This window comes from Mesorhizobium sp. BH1-1-4 (assembly GCF_020165665.1).
Classification (GTDB): Bacteria; Pseudomonadota; Alphaproteobacteria; order Rhizobiales; family Rhizobiaceae; genus Mesorhizobium.
Genome location: NZ_JAIUIN010000010.1, coordinates 120,109 through 141,388, shown reverse-complemented (window position 1 = coordinate 141,388; position 21,280 = coordinate 120,109). Strand labels below are relative to the sequence as shown.

The following is a 21,280-nucleotide window of genomic DNA, read 5'->3' as shown; positions in this document are numbered from 1 at the left end:
CCGGACCCTGAACTCAGCGGCCCCAGATGCCCTGGCCGGGTTCATCCGCATCAGATTTCGTCGTTGCCCGCACACCGTGCCGGACCATGTCCGGCTTGGCGGTCGAGGCGGTATGGGTGTTGTCGATGGGGGCGGCCGCCGGGTTGACGGTGCGGTCGCCAAAATGGTCGCTACCGGCAAAGGCGGAACTCGAGGCAAGCACCATCGCGGCCACGCTGAGAGCGAGCTTGGTCATTTCAGTAAATCCTTGTTTTGTTTCTTCGCGTCGCGGGCCGGATTGGCCCCGCTGATGACAAGACCCGGCAGGGGCGTGCTTTATTCCCGGGCACTCGAAGAATTTTTGAAAAAGAAAACCAGGGCGGCGGCGGCGTTACTCGCCACCAGAACTGCCCGCGCTCTTGACTCGCCAGGGCGATTGCCTAGCAATCGGCACCGGGTTGGGATTTCTCGAATGATTGCAAGAGCAGCTTCATTGGCCGCGCTCGCGCTTGTGGCGGCCACGATCGATGCCGCCGGCGGCGACTATCTGCACCCCTCACCGCATCCCGAATGGGACAGCCGCGTCCAGACGATTTATGACGCCGCGACCCGGTCGGTTTCGCGAAAGACGGTAAGCGTCTGGGACCCGAGCCCGGAAAAAGGCCTCGACTTCGTCTGGGAACCGGACCCGAAACTGGCCGATGGCGGCCTCTCCGCCGAAGGACTGCCCTCCGGATCCGGACGGCTGCAATGGCGCATCGGCGGCTCGCCTTCCTACGATCCGTCCGCTGTCTTCGCCACCTATGTCGGCTCGCTCTCTCGGGGCAAACCGTCGGGACATGGCCGGCTGGAACTGCGCACGGGCGAATATCTCGACGGCGACTGGCTGGATGGCGCCCCCGACGGCACCGTCCTGTGGGTGGACGAAGCCGGCAACCGCTATGAGGGCCTGATGCGGCATGGCGTTGCCGACGGCCCGGCCCGCTATGTCTCGACCAATGGCGAAATCTTCACCGGCACGTTTCGCGATGGTGTCCGCGACGGCACGGCAACGACACAACTGCCCGGCGGCACGACCTACCAATCGGTCTGGCAAGGCGGCCGCGAGGTCGGCGGCAAACGCCCGGATCTCTTCGCCGATGCAAGGATGGGCGGCCTGCTGAAAGCCGGAACCAAAGCGGGCCAGGCGGCCGGGTTCTCCATCTCGGCGGCGATCGACGAACGCATCAATTTGGAGTCAGAGGAGGCGCTTCAGTACGAAACAGCCGCGTCAGGCGACAACACACAGTTCTACCCCAGATCAAACTACCTGATGAAATTCTGGAAGAGTGGAACCAATATAGACGTTCAAGACCATGTCCTCAGCATGACGTCCTGGGACCAGGTCTTTGCCTTCGTCAAAGTGGACCTGTCTTCGGAAAACAGCCGGAAAGGCAAGATTGCCAGCATGTCGCTGGATTTTTCCGAGAGCCAGGCCTTCAACAAGCCGATGCTCTCCCTCTACCCCGACGTCGGCTGCCTTGGGTTCAGTCCGCAATTCGCCATCATAAACCAGGGCTGGGGCAAGGTCCTGGAACCGGAATTTCATTTCGTATTTTCCGACGATAAGGGCAACACCTCCACGCCGTTGGACATAGAAGGCATCGATGATTTCGATTCATCGGGAAATATCGACGTGCTGAACTCGATCCGGCAGGCCGGGGCCGACGTGAATGCCCTGGCGACGCGGCATTTCAAATGCGCATCGATCGAAGGGCTGGAAGCGTGTTCGCAGCAGTTCCTGGCCGCAACCGACCTCGGCGTGATCGGAAAGTCGATATACAGGAACGAAGGCGTGATGCTGACCAATCTGGTCGGCAAGATGAAATACAAGTGGAAAGACCCGGCAAACAAAATTCATACCGAAGAACAGCCCTTCACCGTTCCGGTATCCCTCGCCGCGCTGGAAGTGCCGGAATCCGTCGCTGAATGCGGCTCCGGCATGAGTGGCTCACCCGAGGCGGCGCAGTATCAGGATATCCATCTGCCGCTCAACAGAAAGAATTACAGCATCAGCGTGCCGATGCGGGGCAATCGTGACATTTCGCGCCTTGTCGCCCGGTTCAAGTTTCACGCCGATCGCTCGTCCATCCACAAGTTCCGAGTTAAGGCCACATTCGCGGATGGAAGCGAGCGGCAAAGCAAACCGCTGGAACTGCTTTGGTTCAGGCCTCGCCCGGATAATTTCGAATACTACGACGCTGGTCGCAAATGCGACCCGGGCATCCAGTATAATGTCTGTCACTGACCAGGCTGGCTTCGAACAGCCCTTCATCGCGGGCCGCGATGCCCGCCACTGTTACATGAGATAGCCGCAAACTTGCCGCCCCGCTTCGGCGAAAAAGGCCAGTTACGGCCATGCCCAGACACAATCCAGAAACATAATTCAACAGTTCGGAAAAACTGCTGAAAAGATCGGATGGCATAACCCTCCCTCAACGGCCGGGAATCGGCCGTCGCACAGGCGCACGGGTATGGGCAATGCAACGAGGTTCGAACAGATGGACGGGTGCCCGGCACGGCGCTCGCCGCCGGTCGTGCCGAGGCGATGCGCCCGCCCCGCGCCATGCTCCCGAACATGTGAAGACGGAGCGGCCTGTTCCGTGATAACCGCGCGGCCAAAGAGCGGTCGGTTATCGCCGGTCCGGATCGCGGAAGCTTCCGTTTTGGAAGCTTCGGTCATTCCACCTCCATCAACACGGATCAAATTGCAGCGGCGCCACAGCCGACGATGCCTGCCCGCGGCGGCATGATCGGCGATTTCATTAGGACGAGAAAGTTTTGAAAATGGATCACGGTATCGATATTGCCGAACTGGACAGGGAAACGGCACGATCGGGCGGCGAGCCCGAGGCGCGCGCCGACATCGTCGGTTCGCTTGCAAGAATTGCCTCCACGACGACGGCGCGCAGCCAAGTCCTGACCGGCGCCGACTTCGCGCGGGCGGGCCAGCCCGACGAGCGGCTCGACAAAGTGTTCGAGCAGCTCGCCGAAACATTCGCCACCTTGCCGGCGGTGATCTCCGAGGGCCGCGTCTGGAGCTATCGGGAGCTGGACAGCCGCGCCAACCAGTTCGCCCGCCTGCTGGTGAAGCGCGGCGTGCGGCCGGGCGACCGCGTCGGGCTCATCCTCGACCGCTCGGCGGAAACCTATGTCGCCCTGCTCGCCGTGGCGAAGGCGGGCGCCGCCTTCGTGCCGCTGGCCACCGCCTTCCCGCAGGAGCGCATGGCGCTCATCATCGAGGACGCCGGCGTCAGCCTGGTCGTCACCATCGCCACCTATGCATCGCGGGCCGGGGAGCTGCCGGTTCCGCATCTGTTGATCGACAGCGCGGCGGGCGAAATATCGGCCCAGTCCGGGGCGCCGCTGAGGCCGCACAAGGCGCCGGCCGCCGCTGCGAGCGACGACATCTGCTACATCCTCTATACATCGGGCACGACAGGCAGGCCCAAGGGCGTGGCTATCCGCCACCAGAGCTTCGTCAACTTCATTCGCGTCGCCGCCGCGTCCTACGGCTACAAGCCGGGCGACCGCGTCTACCAGGGCATGACCATCGCCTTCGACTTTTCCTCCGAGGAGATCTGGGTGCCGTTCATCGCCGGCGCCACCGTCGTGCCGGCACCTGGCCAGATGCCGCTGGTCGGCGAGGAGCTCGCCGATTTCCTGCGCCATCACGACATCAACTGCATGGCCTGCAGCCCGACGCTTCTGTCGTCCATCACTTCAGATGTGCCCAGCCTGCGCACGCTGCTGGTCGGCGGCGAAGCCTGTCCGCACAATCTGGTGGTACGCTGGTCGAAGCCCGGCCGGCAGATCCTCAACACCTATGGCCCGACCGAGGCGACCGTCACGGCAACCATGGGTGCGCTGACGCCCGACCGGCCGGTGACGATCGGCGCGCCGCTGCCCACCTATTCGATCGCCATTCTCGATCCCGTGTTGCCACAACTGGCCGACCCCGGTGAACTGGGCGAGATCGGCATCGCCGGCATCGGCCTCGCCGTCGGCTATCTCAACCGGCCGGACCTCACCGAACAGAAATTCATCGCCGATTTCCTCGGCCTGCCGAACAACCCGTCCAAGCGCATCTATCGCACCGGCGACCTTGGCCGGATCAACGATGCCGGCGAGATCGAATATGCCGGTCGCATCGACACACAGGTGAAGATCCGCGGCTATCGCATTGAACTGGGCGAGATCGAGGCCGTGCTGCTCGACCAGCCGGAGATCGCGCAGGCCGCCGTCACCACCTGGGAGATCGAGCCCGGCCGCGTCGAGCTCGTTGCCTATTACGCGCCCAAGGCCGGCCAGCCGGCGCTCTCGCGCGCCGACCTTGCCCAGACGATGAAGCGGCGGCTGCCGGACTACATGGTGCCCTCCTATCTGGAGGAACTGCCTGTCATCCCGATGACGGTCTCCAACAAGGTCGACCTTCGCCAGCTGCCCAAGCCGACCAGCGTCCGGCTCTCGGCCGACCGCGCCATGGTTGCGCCCGCCAACGACGACGAGCGTTTCCTGGCCGAGGCGCTATGCGCCGTGCTGAAGTTCGACGACGTGTCGGTCGAGGACAATTTCTTCGACGATCTCGGCGCCAACTCGCTGCTGATGGCGCATTTCTGCGCCCGCGTGCGCACCCGCAAGGAATGGGCGACGACGTCCATGCGCGACATCTATCTCTATCCCACCGTGGCGCGCCTGGCCAAGCACCTCAGCGTATCGGAAGAGATGACGACGGCGATCAATGAGCCCGTTCTCACCCGCCGGGCCTCCAACCTCGTCTACTGGACCTGCGGCGCGGCGCAGCTCTTGTTCTACGCGCTCTACAGTTATGTGGCGCTGTGGGCGATCAATGGCGGCCTCAACTGGGTCTATGACGCGCTCGACGAGCCGCTGCAGCTCTATATCAGGTGCGTGGTGCTCTCGGGCGGCGTGTTCTTCGGCATGTCGGGCTTTGCCGTCGTCGCCAAATGGGTGCTTGTCGGCCGCTGGAAGGCGGAAGCGTTCCCGATCTGGGGGCTGCGCTACTATCGCTTCTGGGTGGTCAAGACCTTGATCCGCTCCGCGCCGGTCGTCCTGTTCCGGGGCAGCCCGCTCTACAGCCTGTACCTGCAGCTGCTTGGCACCAGGATCGGCAAGAACGTGGTCATCGAATCCCGCGCCGTGCCCGTGTGCACGGATCTGATTTCGATCGGCGACCGAACCATACTGCGCAAGGAATCGCTGATCCTCGGCTATCGCGCCCAGGCCGGCTATATCCACACCGGGCCGTTGACCATCGGCAGCGATGCCTTCGTCGGCGTCGGCTCCACGCTCGACATCGACACCGCGATCGGCGATGGCGGCCAGCTCGGCCATTCCTCCTCGCTGCAGCGCGGACAAAGCATCCCGGACGGCGAACACTGGCATGGATCGCCGGCGGTGCCGACCACGGCGGACTATTGCAAGGTGCGCAATGTCAACCCTCCCCGTATCAGGCGCTTCCTCTACGAGGCCGTGCAGCTGATCGGGCTGTTTGCCATCGTCACCCCGCTGCCGCTTCTGTTCCACAGCTATTGGGAGAATGTCGGCGACGACTATCAGGAGACGATCGGCATTGTGGCGATCGGCACGACGGTGACGCTTCTCGGCTATATCGCCCTGGCCTTCCTCGCCGCCACGGTGGTGCCGCGCCTGTTCAACCTGATCCTGAAGCCCGGCCGCACCTACACGCTTTACGGCTTCCGCTACTGGCTACAGACGGTTGCCGAGTTCTCGAGCAATTCGCGCGTGCTGGGGCTGCTGTTCGGCGACAGCTCGGCCATCGTCCATTATATGAGCGCGATCGGCTGGAACCTCAACAAGGTGGTGCAGACCGGCTCCAATTTCGGCTCCAACCAGCAGCATGAAAACCCGCTTCTGTGCGAAATCGGCACCGAGACCATGGTGTCGGACGGGCTGTTCATGATCAACATGCACAAATCCGCTTCCGCATTCCGACTGGAACCGACCCGGATCGGCGAGCGCAACTATCTCGGCAACAACATCTACTATCCGCCGGATGGGCGCACGGGCGACAACGTCCTGCTCGGCACCAAGGTGATGGTCCCGATCGACGGGCCCTTGCGCGAGAATGTCGGCCTTCTCGGCTCGCCGTCCTTCGAGATCCCGCGCATGGTGGCCCGCGACAAGGAACTCATCGCCGGCATCAACGAGGACGACCGGCAAAAGCGCATCTCGGCCAAGAACCGGCACAATCTGGTGACGATCCTGCTGTTCGTGGCGACGCAATGGGTCATGCTGTTCGCCACGCTGGCGATCTGGGACCGGGCGCTGAACTACTACACCGAATGGGCCGAGATCGCGCTCTTCGTGGCGGTCCTTTTGACTTCGGCGATCACCATTCCGTTCTACATCTTCGTCGAGCGGGCAAGCCTCGGCTTCCGCAAGCTGAAGCCGCGGATGACGACAATCTACGACGTCACCTTCTGGCGCCACGAACGCCACTGGAAGCTCGCGGACTCGCCCATCGTGCGCCTGTTCGCCGGCACGCCGTTCCGGCCGATGATCCTGCGCATGCTGGGCGTCAAGGTGGGCAGCAGGGTCTATGACGGCGGCGCCAATCTGACCGAGCGTTCGCTGGTCGAGATCGGCGACGACGTCACGCTCAACGAGGGCTGCGTCATCCAGGCCCATTCGCTGGAGGAAGGCGCGTTCAAGTCCGACTTCATCCGCATCGGCGATGGCTGCACGCTCGGGCCTTCAGCCTTCGTCCATTACGGCGTCGTGATGGGCAAGGGATCGATGGTCGATGCCGATTCCTTCGTGATGAAGGGCGAGGAGCTGGAGCCCAACTCCATCTGGCGCGGCAACCCGGCCAAGTTGCATCGTTTTGTCGAGCCGGTCAGCGAGGCCGCCGGGGCAACGGCGTCTTGACGGACCGCGCGCCCGGCAGCGTGGACATCCGTATCGTCCCGGTGACCAAGGCCAATCGCGCTTTGGTCACGGCCCTGCGACTGGCTCCGGAGCAGGTGGATTTCGTCGCCGGCAATGCGGACTCGCTGCGCGAAGCCCGATCCGACCGGGACGCGCGGCCCCGCGCCATGATGGCCGGAGACCAGATCGTCGGGTTCCTCATGTACGACGCGCCGAAGGATGATGACGAGGCGCGCATCTACCGCTTCATGATCGACCGCGCCTGGCAAGGCCGGGGCTATGGCAAGGCCGCGCTGCGGGCGGTGCTGGAGGAAATCCAGGGGCTCGGCCACGTCAGGCACGTGTCGATCTGCTACGAGCCGCGGAACGAGGCGGCACGGCAGCTCTATCGCGGCGCCGGTTTCGTCGAGGAAGGGCTCGACGAGGACGGCGAAATGATCGCCGATCTCATCCTTGCGGCCGCCGCTCGATGACGCCATCAGCCGGTCCATCTTTCCCGGATCTGCCGGAGGAAATCGCCTTGGCGCGCGCCATCGCTGCCATGGCTCCAGCCGGAGTGCGCACGGGATGCCGGCTCATCCGCGAAGGGGACGAGGCCTATCTGTTGCCGGCGGAGGCGGGCTCCATCCCCGCCCGCCAGCCGGCCATGCGCCGGGCCAGCGGCGCGGCGCGGTTGCTCGCGCACCGGCTGCTGGCGGATGCCGGCTTCGACGGTTTCGCCCTGCTGCGCACGGCCTCTGGCGCACCTGCCTGGCCGGACGGGATAACCGGCTCGCTCGCGCATGACGACGACATGGCCGTGGCGGCGGTCGCGCCTGTCGGCCAGATCGTCTCCCTCGGCATCGATGTCGAGCCGGCGCTGCCCCTGCCCGACGAGATTTCCGCCCTTGTTGCCATGCCCGCCGACCGGACGGGTACCGCCGACCGGCAGCTTGCCGGCCGCATCCTCTTCGCCGCCAAGGAAGCGGTCTACAAGGCCGCCTATCCGCTGGACCGCCAGGTGCTGGGCTATGAAGACATCGCGGTAAACCTCGAGACCGGCCACGCGACGACGAGCACGGGCCGCGAAGTCAGCCTCATCTACTGCGTCGCCCCGCGTGTGGTCGTGTTGGCGTTTGTCGACGATGACGGGGTTTAGGGTCGGCTCGACTATCCCTGCTCCACGCCTGAAGCCAGCAATCTCCGGCGTTGGCGCCGCCCCTCACTGTCCTGCCGGACATCTCTCCCCGTAAACGGGGCGAGAGGGCTGGCCGCAACGCCGGCGTCTTCTTGCAACGCTGGAAATTGGCGAAATCGCCGACGGCAGCGCCCTCTCCCCGTCACTATACGGGAGGAGGATGCCGGCAGGCAGGTGAGGGGCGGCGCGGACGCTGCGCCATTATGAACAGTTGCCATGACGCTAGCAGAGGTAATATCCCAGCCTCACGAGCCGGCAGCTGGATTCTTCGAGGGCTGTTCTTCCCGAACGTCCACGATCTCCCGGTAGTCCCGCACCTCCCCATCCAGCCCGCGTATCAGCCACCTCTCCCCGTCCCGCGCCTCGATAGGACATGGTCCGAGCGGCACCTTCCCTCCCCCCTCCGGCAGGTCGATGACGTAGACCGGATTGCAGATCCCCGACAGGCGCGCGCGCAACGCTTCCACCAGCGCCTGGCCTTCGGCGATCGTGGTGCGCCGGTGGGCCATGCCGCGCGCGAGATCGCCATGGTGCAGGTAATAGGGTTTTATCCCGAGCCGGTACATCAGCTCGCGGCAGAGCTCCTCCAGCACCTCGACCGTATCGTTGACGCCCTTCAGCAGAACGCTCTGGTTGAGCAGTACGAAGCCGGCTTGTCGCAAGGTGCGGCACGCCGCTTCCGTGGCATCGGTGATCTCGCGGGCGTGGTTGAAGTGGGTGACCACCGTCACCATCAGCCGGCCCTGCAGGGCTTCCACCAGCCCTGGCGTGATGCGCGAAGGCAGCGCCACCGGCACGCGGGTGTGGATGCGCAACAGCCGGACATGGGCAATAGTCTCTATGCGGGCGCGGATTTCGGCGAGTGCGTTATCAGGCAGCGACAGCGGATCGCCGCCGGTCAGGATCACCTCGCGGATTTCGGGGTGGCCCGCTATATAGGCCAGCGCCGGCTCCAGCGCCTTGCGCGTATAGCCACGGCCGATCGAGGTCAGCGATTCCTTGCGGAAACAGAACCGGCAATAGACCGCGCATTGATAGGTCGGGAACAACAGCACTCGGTCCCCATGGCGATGCGTCAATCGCGGCACCGGGCTGAATTCATGGTCGGCGATCGGATCGCCAAGCTCGCCATCGGCCTCTTCCAGTTCTTGCGGCGACGGGATCACCTGCGCCCGGATCGGATCGGCGGGATCGTTCCAGTCGATCAGGTCGAGATAGGTTTTTGGCGCGCGCACCTTGTGCAGCGTGGCGGCGGCTTGCGCGGCTTCGCGTTCGGCCGGCGACAGCGGCAGGCAAGCGAGGTCGCGCACATGGCGCACGCCGGCGCGGACATCGTCCTGCCAGGCGGTGTCGGGGGCGGTCGCGCGGGTGGCGTCTTTGAGATCGGTCATCGGGGTCTCGGGTTTTTGCCGCGGACCTATCGGCCGGATGGGCTGTCGGGTCAACCACTGGGCAAGCCAATCACGCCCGCCGCACTCGCCGCCCTTTGCCTTCACACCCTCCGCCCACCCTTCCCCGACATCGCCACAAAAGCGCTTTCGATCGTCTCAAACCTCAGCTCCGGATAAAGCGCCCCCGCCTCCGGGGTGGCCGTTTCCAGCGCGGTCTCGCCACGGATCCAGAATGCCCGCAGCAGTCCGAGCCCCGGAACCGCCGCGATCAGCGCCTCCAACTCCTCGGCGCTCATCTGCTTGACGCGCGGCGAGCGGCCGCTCACCCGGCGCCAAAGTTCGATCATCGCGCTTTGCGTGATCCTGTTTCGCGCAATACGGATTTCGCTGCGCACCGCATTGGGGTCCTCTAGCGCGCGCATCGTGACAGCCGCGATATCCTTCTCGCTGACAAACGTCGCCGGCACATTGCCTTCGCCATAGAGCGTCACCTCGTCGGGCGGCAGTGGCGACGAGCCGAAACGCGTCAGGTCGCCAAGCGTCGCCACCCAGGTCGAGAAGAAGCCGTTGGTGTAGATCACCGTATAGGACAGATCGGCCTGCCTGACGGCGTCGAAGACGGCCCGCTTGATGTCGAGCGGTTCGATCGAGCCGGGTGCGGCGGCGGCAAAGTCGAGGCCGAAACCGGCGGACGGCACATAGCGCGAGACGCCGGCATCCCTGACCGCGCGCACCAGCGTCATCTCGCTGGCCGAACCGACATGCACCGAACTGATGACGCGGTCGACCGAGCCGAGCGCGCGCACAAGGCTGGCATAGTCGTCGAGATCGCCAAGATGGATGGTGGCGTCCAATTCCTTGAGCGGGCGCACCCGCTCCTCATTGGCCGCCGTTGCCGGCCGCATTAGCACATGCAGGCTGTCGCCATTGCGAGCGCTGGCCTTCGCCATCTCGCTGCCCAGAAGTCCCGTCGCGCCGATGATCAGGGTGCTGGTCATATCGCCCTCCCATTGCCCAAAATTCCGTTGGCAAGAATGGAACCGTCCCAGTCGCGTTCGAGGCCGATGTCATGCAAACGGCGGTCGGAGAGCCTGGAAACCTGGCGCAGTGTGCGGCGGCGCACGAAGGCTGCCGCGCTCCTCATGGCAAGGCCGCTCATCGCGCTGCCGATGGGTCGAAGGGTCAAGGTCATTGTCCGTCTCCTATTTCATTGGGCGCAAGCCTGCCGACATCGCCCACCGGGCGAGCATGACGATTGCTCACACTTCTCTGGTCAGTTCAGCGCATCGACAAACCGGAAGTCCGGTATGGATGCCTGGTACGCCTGGATATTGGGTGATTTCGGGCTGGACGACAAACGACTCTTTGTGCAGAATTTGTGAGCAACGCTCACAGGTCGAACCCATGCCGCGCAGATTGCCGCCCCTCACCGCTCTGCCCGCCTTCGACGCGGCCGCCAGGCATTTGAGCTTCTCCAAGGCCGCCGAAGAACTCAACCTCACCCATGGCGCGGTCAGCCGCGCCATCCGCAACATCGAGGACAGGCTGGGTATCCAGCTCTTCGATCGCGGCACACGCTCCGTGCGCCTGACCGCTGTCGGCGCGGCCTATGCGGTCGAGGTCGGCAAGGCGCTCGACCAGATCGCCGCCGCCACCATCGCCGCCACACCCGACCGCTCGACCCGCATCCTGAACGTCAGCACGTCGGACGGTTTCGCCGGCCGCTGGCTGGTGCCGAGACTGCATCGCTTCCATCGCGCCAATCCCGACATCGACGTGCGGCTGGCGACTTCGGGCGTGCTGGCCGATTTCGTCAGCGACGGCATCGACATATCCATCCGCTACGGCCGCGGCGGCTATACCGGGGTGACGGCGGAATTCCTCGCCGACGAGGAGGTCTTCCCCGTCTGCAGCCCGGAACTGCTGCAAGGCGAGCACCCGCTGCGGCTGCCGGAGGATTTGCGGCATCACAAGCTGATCCACGATGCCTTCCGCATCGACTGGGCGACATGGCTCGAACGGGCCGGCGTCGAAGGCATCGACCCCAAACGTGGCGTGCGTTTCGATTCCGCCACCTTCGCCGTCGAGGCGGCCGTGCATGGCGAAGGCGTGCTGCTCGGCCGCAGCGCGCTGGTCTCGGCCGACCTCGCTTCCGGGCGGCTGGTGCGGCCCTTCGACCTCGCGCTGAAATCAGCCGCCAGCTACTATGTCGTCTATCCGGAAGGCGCGTTGCGCCAGAAAAAAATCAAGGCATTCCGCGACTGGTTGTTCGCCGAGATCGCTACCGATTGGGTTGGCGTGCCCAAGAGCCAGGCGCCCGAAGCCACCTGAGCGCATCCGGTTCCATCGATTGAACAGGCGTCGGCGACGGACCAAACGAGACAGGTGGACAGCCCAAAGCTGCCCACCCGGCCCCCGCCGCTCATGCATGTCGCCCCAAAAGGGGGCATCGGTATTTTCGGGAGCCGCCATGCATTGACGGCCCAGAGTGAACGCTGGCGCTCGCGGCGACCAGTCGTCATATGACGGTGTCGCGCTTCACGAGGCCGGCTTCGGCCTACTCCCTGGCGCGGAAAGCCTCCGGCACGATGAAGACCTCGTCGGCGCGGCCATAGCCGCCGTCGGCGATTTCCTCCACCAGCACCATTGTGGTGGGCCGCACGCCTTCGCCGAAAAAGTCGACGAACATGGCTGTCGTGCGGTGGATGAGGTCTTCCTTCTGCGCCTTGGAGAGAGCGGCCCGCGGCATCTTGAAATTGGCGAATGGCATGGTCTTTTCCTGTTTCTGGAGGTTGGATTTCTGGAGGTTGGTTTCAGGTTTTGGGGATGAAACGGATCGGCGGACGGCGGCGGCCCGCCTCCTCAGATCACGCCGCCATTGGCGCGGATGATTTGCCCGTTGACCCAGCCACTGTCCGGCCCGGCCAGGAACGAGACCACGCCGGCAATGTCGTCGGGCTGGCCGAGCCTGCCGAGCGGGACCATTTTTCCGATGGCCTCGATCTGCGCCGCGCTCTTGCCATCCGTGAACAGCGCCGTCTCGACCGGCCCGGGCGCCACGGCGTTGACGGTGATCCCGCGCGCGCCAAGCTCCTTGGCCAGGATGTGCGTCATCGCCTCGACCGCCGCCTTGGTGGCGGCATAGACGCCGTAACCCGGCTGGTAGAGGCCGACGACGCTGCTCGAAAAATTGACGATGCGGCCGCCGTCGCGCAGCCGCTTTGCGCCTTCGCGCATGCCACGGAAGACCCCGCCGAGATTGATCGCGATTTGGGTGTCGAAGAAGGCGTCGTCGGCCTGCGCGATCGGCGAAAGCTTCATGATGCCGGCATTGTTGACGAGGATATCGATGCCGCCGAAGGCCTTTTCGCCGGCGTCGAAAAGGCTGGCGATCCCGGCCGGATCGGCGATGTCGGCCCGCACGGGGATCGCCTTGCCGCCATCGGCTTCGATGGCGCGCGCCACGTCCTCGGCCTCCGCCTGTCCCCGCGCATAGTTGACGACGACGGCGATGCCGTCACGCGCAAGCCGCCGCGCGATCGCCGCGCCGATGCCCTTGGAGGCGCCGGTCACGATCGCCGTTCTGGCTTGATCCGTATTTCTTTGGCCTGAAGTCATGGAAGTCTCTCCTTATCGTTGGCGAGACGGATATAGGCCAGTGCACTTTCCGGATAATCGGCCCTCAATTGACATCACCATTCGGAAAATGCGAACAAACCGCATGGATCGGCTCGACACGATGCGGCTCTTCGTCCGCGTGCTGGAGCGGCGCAGCTTCACCGCCGCCGCCGCCGATCTCGGCCTGCCGCGCTCGACCGCGACGGAAGCGATCCGGCGGCTGGAGGTGCATCTCGGGGCAAGGCTGCTGGAGCGCACGACGCGGCAGGTCAACGCCACCCAGGACGGCGAGGCCTATTATCAGCGCTGCCTGTCGATCCTGGCCGAGATCGAGGATGCCGAGGCCGCCTTCCGAGACGCCGAACCGTTCGGCCTGCTGCGCATCGATGCCAGCACGCTGCTCACCCGCACCTTCCTGCTGCCGCGCCTGCCGGAATTTCTCGAAAATTATCCCCGCATCGACCTGCAGATCGGCCAGGGCGACCGGCTGGTCGATCTCGTGCGCGAGGGCGTCGACTGCGTCATCCGCGTCGGCGAACCGCCCGACAGCGGCATGATCATGCGCCGCCTTGGCATGATCCGCGAGATGACTTGCGCCAGCCCCGCCTATCTGGCGCGCCACAGCACGCCAGCCTCCCCCGACGCGCTGGACGGCCATCAGGCGATCGGCTTCGTCTCCTCGCGCACCGGCGAGGTGCTGCCCTTCGAATTCACCGTCGCCGGCAGGACCCGCGAGGTGAGGCTGCCCGGCCGCGTCGCCGCCAACAATTCCGACACCGCCGCCGACCTGGCGCGGCTTGGCCTCGGCCTCATCCAGGCGCCGCGCTATCGCTTCGAGAAGGATTTGGCCGAGGGCACGCTGGTCGAGGTGCTGGCCGACTACCCGCCATCGCCGACACCGCTGTCGGCGCTCTATCCGCAGAACCGGCAGCTTTCGCCGCGCCTGCGCGTCTTCCTCGACTGGGCGGCGCGCATCTTCGCCGAGGCGAACCTGTAAAAACCGGAGGCGTCGATCGTTGCCCATCGGCGCGATCTGATGGCATTGTCGCCGCGACAGCGCGCCATGGGGAGATGGGGCGCCGCCAGGGAGGATTTTCATGACCACGACACAAGGCGGCTTGCCGCGCTATGAGGACGCTGTTTCGGGCTTCCGCATCGAGGATGAGATCGCCAGGCTCGACGGCGACCCGGCGACCGGCATCAACGCCTATGTCGAATGCTGCGGCCGCCACGCCGGCCAGAACCGGTTGGCGCTACGGGCGATCTCCGCGAGTGGCGAGCTCAACGAATTCAGCTTCGAGGATCTCGACGCCATGTCCGGCCGCGTCGGCAATCTGCTGAAGGAGTTGGGCGTCGGTCCGGGCGATGTCGTGGCCGCCATGCTGCCGCGCATCCCAGAGTTGGTGGCGCTGATCCTCGGCGCCTGGCGCATCGGCGCCGTCTACCAGCCGCTGTTCACCGCCTTCGGCCCGAAGGCCATCGAGCATCGCCTCGGCTATAGCGGTGCAAAACTGGTGGTGACCAATCCGGCCAATCGCGCCAAGCTCGACGAGGTCGCCAACCCTGCGCGAATCGCCACCATCCTCGGCGCGGGCGAGACGCTGCCTGCGGGCGACATCGATTTCCGCGCCGCCCTTGCCGCTGCTTCGCCGGCCTGCGAACCGGTGATGCGCCGGGGCGAGGACCTGTTCATGATGATGTCGACCTCGGGCACCACAGGCCTGCCCAAGGGCGTGCCGGTGCCGCTCAGCGCTCTGCTCGCCTTCGGAGCCTACATGCGCGATGCGATCGGGCTGCGCCCCGACGATGTCTTCTGGAACATCGCCGATCCCGGTTGGGCCTACGGTCTCTACTACGCCATCACGGGCCCCCTGCTGCTCGGCATCGCCACCACCTTCAACGAGGGCGCCTTCACCGCCAAGAGCACCTATGACGTCATCGAGCGGCTCGGCGTCACCAGCCTTGCCGGCTCGCCCACCGCCTTCCGCCTGCTGCTCGCCGAGGGGCCGGACGCCGCCGCGCGCGCAAAAGGCCGGCTGCGCGTGGTGAGCAGCGCCGGCGAGCCACTCAACCCCGAAGTGATCCGCTGGTTCGACGCCCATCTCGATGCGCCGATCCACGACCATTACGGTCAGACCGAGAACGGCATGATGGTCAACAACCATCACGGGCTTTCGCATCCTGTCCGCGCGGGCTCGGCCGGATTTGCCATGCCGGGCTACCGGATGGTGGTGCTGGATGAAGCCGGCAACGAGCTCGGCCCCAACCAGCCCGGCATCCTTGCCGTCGACATCGCCAACTCGCCGCTGCGCTGGTTCGGCGGCTACCACCAGGCCGAAACCTCGGCCATTTCAGGCGGCTACTACCGCACCGGCGACACGGTGGAATACGAGCCCGACGGCTCGGTCTCCTTCATCGGCCGCGCCGACGACGTCATCACCTCGTCAGGCTACCGCATCGGCCCCTTCGACGTCGAAAGCGCGCTGATCGAACACCCCGCCGTCACCGAGGCAGCCGTGGTCGGCGTGCCCGACCCGCAACGCACCGAAATCGTCAAGGCCTTCGTCATCCTGGCGCCGGCCTTCAAGGGCAGCCCGGAGCTCGCCGAGGAACTCGCCCAGCATGTCAGAAAGCGCCTCTCGGCCCACGCCTATCCCCGCGAGATCGACTTCGTGAGCGAGCTGCCGAAGACGCCGAGCGGCAAGATCCAGAGGTTTCTGCTGCGCAAGGCGGAGGTGGAGAAGCGGAAGGGGTGACATCTCGCGGCCACATGTAAAACCGTTGCGCGGACCGCGCGCGGAACAGCAACTTTGAAGTCTGGCCTGTCGAAAACAGTCGTTGTGGTCAGTCCCGCCAAGCCTCGGGATGGGGTAGCTTGCAATCGCCGATGGATGGATTTACTCCATCTTTTACTTGGTGGGCGGGGTGGTGGTAATCGATCCTCATCGCGCATTGCTGAATTTGCGAAGCGCGGTTCGGAGTGGCGGCTCCGATGATGGAGGCAACTGCCGGTGTCCACCGTTCGTCATTCAATCAGCAAGCCTGGAACCTGCCTGTTGCGGCGCTCGACCGCCGTAAGTGATATTTTAGGGGTGGCAAAAATGCCCGTCGGTCCGATTTGTCCGGATCGGCCCAGGTCCGATCGGCCCAGGTCCGACCTCGCATCTTCTTTGAACCGGCAATTGCCGCAGGCGGACACATCAGCCCTGCGCCTGCACCGGCTTTGGCACGCCATGCTGATGGCCGGCCTGTTCGGCTTCGCGTCGCCGGCCATGGCCCAGATGGTCTGCTCTCCCGTGGCGGGCACCGCCTGCGGCGCCTCGGGCGGCGCGGCATCCACGGGCCATGCAGCTCCTGGCGGCCAGGGCAACGGGCAAGGCGGAGCCGCGATCGACCTCCAAAATGGCGGCGCGCTCCTGCCAGGCATGCCTGCTTCGAACGGCACGGGTGGCGACGGCGCCTCGGGGGTCAACGCCGACGGCTCCCCCGGCGGCGCAGGCGGCGCGGGCGGCAGCCCGCCGACGTTGGTGACCGTGACCACGGTCGGCGGTCGCGGCGGCGACGGTGGTTCCGGGACTGCACCTGGCGGCGGTGGCGGTGGTGGCGTGGCTGTCTATGTCGCCGCTGGCATGGCGTCCGGCGGAGTAACGTTCGTCGGAGGAGCGGGTGGCAACGGTGGCGCACCTGACATGGGCGGCGGGGGTAGTGGCGGCGGTGGCGGCGGCGCCGGTATTCTTCTAGGCCCGTCCGACGGCGTCCAAGCGGCTATAGCGAACGGCGCTTCGACTGGCGGTGAAGGCGGCAATGGCGGCGAAGCCGTAATCCCGGACGCGACGTGGGGCGGTGGCGGCGGTGGTGGCGGCGACGGTGTGCTGGCGCTTGGCACCAATGCCGTGATCGGTATCGATGCCGCCACCTCGATTACAGGCGGCACGGGTGGCGTGGGCGGCGCGGGCAGTTCTGGCAACGGCATCGATGGCAACTCGGGTTCGGGCATCCGGGCCATGGGCACCGGCCTCTCCGTGACCAACAATGGCACGATTCAGGGTGGCGAAGGCAGGGGCAGCGGCGCGGGCGGCGTCGGCATCATCACCCAGGGCGGCGCTTCCATCGTCAACAACGGCGTGCTCGCCGGCGGCCTGGACACGAACGGCCGCGCATCGTCGGTGCTGTTCAACGGCTTGGGCAGTACGCTTACCTTGCAATCCGGATCGTCGCTCACTGGTGCCGTCGAGCTGGCTGCCGGCGCATCGGCAACCATCACTCCCACCGCCACCAGCACCATCGACGGCGCCAAGCTTGATGGTGGCGGCGCGCAACTGACGCTCAATCTGTCATCGGCATCGCTCGACATCCAGTCGAGCGTCACCGGCGCCGGCGATCTGATCAAGACCGGCGCTTCGACGCTGGCCCTCAGCGGCGCCAGTTCCTTCGCCGGCGCGCTCGACATCGAGGCTGGAACGGTGGCCATGGGTGCGGCCGGCAGCCTTTCGCAGTCTATTGCTGTCAAGCTCGCCAATCCGGGAGCCGGTTTCGATATGTCCGCGGCCGATCAGACCATCGGCTCGCTCACCGGTGTCGCGGGAACCACGTTAAGTCTCGGAAGCAAGACGCTTACCGTGGGCGGTCTCAATCTCAACACCGGCTACGGCGGGACGATCGGCGGTTCCGGCAAGCTGGTGAAATCCGGCACCGGCATCCTGACCCTGTCGGGGGCCAACACTTACGGAGGCGGCACCAGGATCGAGGCGGGCACGATCAAGCTTGCCGGCGGCGGAGGCATCGGCACCGGCGGCCTCGACACGACCAATGCCGGCACATTCGATCTTGGCGGTCTTTCCCGGACCCTGTCGGCGCTCAATGGGCTGGCGGGCAGCTTCATCACCAACTCGGCGGCTGGCACTGGGAGGCTGACGGTCGACGGTTCCGGCGATTTCAGCGGCATCATCCAGGACGGAACCGGCCCGCTGACGCTGACCAAGGCCGGCGCCGGCACGCTGACGCTCAATGGCGTGAACACCTACACCGGGCTAACGACGGTCTCGGGCGGAACGCTGATCGTCGGCGGCGACGGCCATTCGAGCGCCGCCATCGCCGGCAATGTTTCGGTCGGGAACGGCGCGACGCTCGGCGGCCACGGAACCGTTGGCTCCACGGTGATCAATTCGGGCGGCAAGCTGGCGCCTGGCGCTTCGATCGGCACGCTCACGGTCAATGGCGACCTGACGCTCGCCCAGGGCAGCATCCTTGCCTATGAATTTGGCGCGCCGGGGGCGAATTTTTCCACGCCGGGCATTTCGGACAGTCTTCATGTGACGGGCGACCTGACCATGAACGGCACTACGCTTGCTGTCACCGACTCCGGCGGATTTGGCCCTGGGCTTTACATGCTCGCCGATTACGGCGGCTCGCTCACCATGAGCAATGGCGGCATCGTTCCGCCAGTCGGCTACACTATCCAGATCCTGGCGGCCAACAAGCAGATCAACCTGGTCAACTCGACTGGCCTGGTTCTCAATTTCTGGAACGCCAATGGCCTGGCGAGTGCTTCGCAGATGGGCGGCGGCGATGGAACCTGGTCAAACACCTCGCCAGTTTGGACGAACGAGGGTGGCACAGTGACGGGGGCGATGCAGCCACAACCGGGCTTCGCCATCTTCGGCGGCGCGGCCGGAACCGTGACGGTGGATGATTCGAACGGCGACGTCGCCGCGACCGGCATGCAATTCGCGTCCGACGGATATCGCCTGACCGGCGATGCCCTGACGCTGGTGGCCGATGCCGATCATCCCGCTCCGGTGGAGATCAGGGTCGGCGACGGCAGTGCCGGCTCTTCGGCCTGGACGGCGGTCATCGACAATGCGATCGACGGCGGCGCCGGGCTGAAAAAGACCGGCGCCGGCACGCTGGTGCTGAACGGCGCCAACCTCTATTCCGGCGGCACGACCCTGGAGGCCGGCGTGCTGTCGGTCTCCTCGGAGGCCAATTTGGGCGATGCCGCCGGCGGGCTGATCTTCAACGGCGGCACGCTCAGGGTCACGGGCACGGCCTATACCGGGACGACCCGTGCGACGACGCTGACCGGCGATGGCGTGATCGACGTCGACGATGCTGGCAACCGGTTTGCGCTGGATCAGGTCATCGACGGCGCGGGCGGATTGACCAAGCAGGGCGCCGGCACGCTCGTGCTTGGCAAAGCCAACACTTATACCGGCGCCAGCACGCTCACCGACGGCACGCTTGCGCTGGCGGGCACCGGATCGATCGCGACGAGCTCCAGCCTGACGATCGATGGCGGCGCCTTCGATCTCACCGGCCTTGCCGGCGACACCAGCGTCAACAACCTTTCCGGCGCCGGCGGCGCGCTGAAGCTCGGCGCCGGCACGCTGACCGTCGACCAGAGCGTGGACGGTTCGTTTGCCGGCACGCTGTCGGGCGTCGGCGGACTGACCAAGAGCGGCGCCGGCAAGCTCACCTATGACGGCGACGGTTCGGCCTTCGCCGGCATGACGACGGTCGCCGGCGGCACGCTGGTCGTCGGCTCGACCGCAGGCAGCAGCGCGAAGCTGGGCGGTTCGCTGGAGGCCGACGGCACGGCAACGCTTGCCGGCCATGGCAGGATCGGCTCCGGCGCCGGCAGCGTGGTCACCATCGCCTCGGGCGCAACAATCTCGCCGGGAAGCTCAATCGGCACGCTGACCATCGACGGCGAATACGTGCAGCAGGCCGGTTCGACCTATCTGGCGGAGATTGCGCCGGACGGCACTTCGGACCTGGTTTCGGTGACGGGCACGGCCACCATCGAAGGCGGCACCGTCTATGCCTCGAAAACCTCGGGCAGCTACACGCCCGGCACCATCTACACGATCCTGACGGCGACCGACGGGGTGAGCGGGCAGTATGACGCGCTCGACCAGAACACGCCCTTCGTCGATCTCAAGCTCACCTACGATCCGACATCGGTCCATATCAGGGCCGTGCGCAACAATGTGAACTTTTGCGCCGTGGCCACGACCGGCAACGAATGCGCCGTCGCCGATGCCGTGGAAAGCCTCGGCGATGGCAATGTGCTGTTCGACGCCGTTGCCGGCGTGCCGAGCGCGGAGGTGGCGCGCGCCGCCTTCGACCAATTGTCGGGCGGCCTTCATGCCTCGGCCAGGAGCGTGCTGATCACCAACAGCCAGCTCATCGGTGATATCATCGACGCCCGCCTGCGCGCCGCCTTCGGCGCGGTCGCCGCGGAGTCCGCGCCGGTGATGGCCTATGGCGAACAAGGCAAGGACAGCCGCGCGACGGCGGCGATCGACGGCGCGCTGGCACCGGCCGATACGCTAGCGCCGGCCGCCTGGGGCACGGCCTTCGGCGACTGGGGACATCTCGACGGCGGGATTTCGTCGACCACCGGCGGCTTCCTCACCGGCATCGACGCGGCGTTCGGCAGCGGCTGGCGGGCCGGCATAACCGCCGGCTACAGCCACACCAGCTTCGACACCGACATGGCCTCGGGCGACAGCCAGAACTGGCATCTGGGCCTTTATGGCGGTGGCCAGTGGGGAGCGCTGGGGTTGCGGGCGGGCGCGGCCTATACGTGGCACGACATATCGACCGCGCGCAGCGTCGACTTTCCGGGCTTCAGCGACCATCTGTCGGCCGACTACGATGCCGGCACCGCACAGGCTTTCGGCGAGCTCGCCTACGGCATGAAGGCGGGAACGGTCGGGCTCGAGCCCTTTGCCAACCTTGCCTATATCAATCTCCACACCGATGGTTTCGCCGAGAAGGGCGGCGCGGCGGCCCTCACCTCCCCATCCTCGAACACCGACGCCACCTTCACCACGCTCGGCCTGCGCGCCTCCACCGAGATCGGCCTGGGGTCGATGACGGCAACCGCACGCGGCACGCTCGGCTGGCGCCATGCCTTCGAGGACGAAACCCGGTCGGTTTTCGCCTTCGCCGGCTCCGACCCCTTCACCATCACCGCCCCGATCGCCAGGGACGCCGCCCTGATCGAAGCCGGGCTAGACCTCGCGCTCTCGCCCAACGCCACGCTCGGCCTAGCCTACCGGGGCCAACTCGCATCGAGCGCCTCTCAAAACGGCTTCGATGCGAGCTTCCATCTGAAATTCTGAGGGGGCCGACCGGCGAGGAAAGCGCGGGATCGAAC

General features: G+C 65.7%; 14 protein-coding genes. 8 read left to right on the top strand and 6 right to left on the bottom strand.

What is annotated here, in order from left to right:
* Window positions 1–13: 13 nt before the first annotated feature.
* Complete coding sequence (locus LB569_RS18895; protein WP_224693702.1) at window positions 14–205, bottom strand: DUF680 domain-containing protein; 192 nt, start codon at window positions 203–205, stop codon at window positions 14–16.
* On the opposite strand from LB569_RS18895, the gene LB569_RS18890 reads away from it, so the two are divergent.
* The 4 genes from LB569_RS18890 (at window position 113) to LB569_RS18875 (ending at window position 8,068) form a co-directional block, all read left to right on the top strand.
* Window positions 113–2,266, top strand: coding sequence for a hypothetical protein (locus tag LB569_RS18890; protein ID WP_224693707.1), 2,154 nt, complete (start codon window positions 113–115; stop codon window positions 2,264–2,266). The genes LB569_RS18895 and LB569_RS18890 overlap by 93 nt on opposite strands.
* A gap of 539 nt (window positions 2,267–2,805) precedes the next feature.
* Entirely contained in the window at window positions 2,806–6,930 is a 4,125-nt protein-coding gene (locus tag LB569_RS18885; RefSeq protein ID WP_224693635.1) for a Pls/PosA family non-ribosomal peptide synthetase, read from the top strand.
* Window positions 6,927–7,403 carry a GNAT family N-acetyltransferase gene (locus tag LB569_RS18880; protein ID WP_224693634.1) on the top strand — a complete coding sequence of 159 codons (477 nt, stop codon included), beginning with the start codon at window positions 6,927–6,929 and terminating at the stop codon, window positions 7,401–7,403. Before LB569_RS18885 ends, LB569_RS18880 begins: the two co-directional genes overlap by 4 nt.
* Window positions 7,404–7,450: 47 nt before the next feature.
* A complete protein-coding gene (locus LB569_RS18875) occupies window positions 7,451–8,068 on the top strand; it encodes a 4'-phosphopantetheinyl transferase (RefSeq protein WP_224693633.1) in 618 nt (205 codons plus the stop codon).
* Window positions 8,069–8,352: 284 nt separating this feature from the next.
* On the opposite strand, the gene LB569_RS18870 is transcribed toward LB569_RS18875, so the two are convergent.
* From LB569_RS18870 to LB569_RS18860, 3 genes are all read right to left on the bottom strand, one after another.
* A complete protein-coding gene (locus tag LB569_RS18870; RefSeq protein WP_224693632.1) occupies window positions 8,353–9,498 on the bottom strand; it encodes a KamA family radical SAM protein in 1,146 nt (381 codons plus the stop codon).
* A 101-nt stretch (window positions 9,499–9,599) separates the two neighbouring features.
* A complete protein-coding gene (locus LB569_RS18865) occupies window positions 9,600–10,496 on the bottom strand; it encodes an NmrA family NAD(P)-binding protein (RefSeq protein ID WP_224693631.1) in 897 nt (298 codons plus the stop codon).
* Entirely contained in the window at window positions 10,493–10,690 is a 198-nt protein-coding gene (locus tag LB569_RS18860) for a DUF1127 domain-containing protein (protein ID WP_224693630.1), read from the bottom strand. The genes LB569_RS18865 and LB569_RS18860 overlap by 4 nt, the downstream gene beginning before the upstream one ends.
* A 212-nt stretch (window positions 10,691–10,902) precedes the next feature.
* On the opposite strand from LB569_RS18860, the gene LB569_RS18855 reads away from it, so the two are divergent.
* Window positions 10,903–11,829, top strand: coding sequence for a transcriptional regulator GcvA (locus tag LB569_RS18855; RefSeq protein WP_224693629.1), 927 nt, complete (start codon window positions 10,903–10,905; stop codon window positions 11,827–11,829).
* A 226-nt stretch (window positions 11,830–12,055) separates the two neighbouring features.
* Here LB569_RS18855 and LB569_RS18850 read toward each other — a convergent pair whose 3' ends face one another.
* Both LB569_RS18850 and LB569_RS18845 read right to left on the bottom strand, forming a co-directional pair.
* Complete coding sequence (locus tag LB569_RS18850; protein ID WP_224693628.1) at window positions 12,056–12,268, bottom strand: tautomerase family protein; 213 nt, start codon at window positions 12,266–12,268, stop codon at window positions 12,056–12,058.
* Between the two features lie 92 nt (window positions 12,269–12,360).
* Complete coding sequence (locus LB569_RS18845; RefSeq protein ID WP_224693627.1) at window positions 12,361–13,116, bottom strand: SDR family oxidoreductase; 756 nt, start codon at window positions 13,114–13,116, stop codon at window positions 12,361–12,363.
* A gap of 103 nt (window positions 13,117–13,219) precedes the next feature.
* On the opposite strand from LB569_RS18845, the gene LB569_RS18840 reads away from it, so the two are divergent.
* From LB569_RS18840 to LB569_RS18825, 3 genes are all read left to right on the top strand, one after another.
* Window positions 13,220–14,113, top strand: coding sequence for a LysR family transcriptional regulator (locus tag LB569_RS18840; RefSeq protein ID WP_224693626.1), 894 nt, complete (start codon window positions 13,220–13,222; stop codon window positions 14,111–14,113).
* Between the two features lie 100 nt (window positions 14,114–14,213).
* Window positions 14,214–15,872 carry an acyl-CoA synthetase gene (locus LB569_RS18835; RefSeq protein WP_224693625.1) on the top strand — a complete coding sequence of 553 codons (1,659 nt, stop codon included), beginning with the start codon at window positions 14,214–14,216 and terminating at the stop codon, window positions 15,870–15,872.
* A gap of 426 nt (window positions 15,873–16,298) precedes the next feature.
* The gene (locus tag LB569_RS18825) at window positions 16,299–21,245 is read left to right on the top strand and encodes an autotransporter domain-containing protein (RefSeq protein WP_263494771.1); all 4,947 of its coding nucleotides are present in this window, start codon (window positions 16,299–16,301) and stop codon (window positions 21,243–21,245) included.
* The last annotated feature ends 35 nt before the right edge of the window (window positions 21,246–21,280 follow it).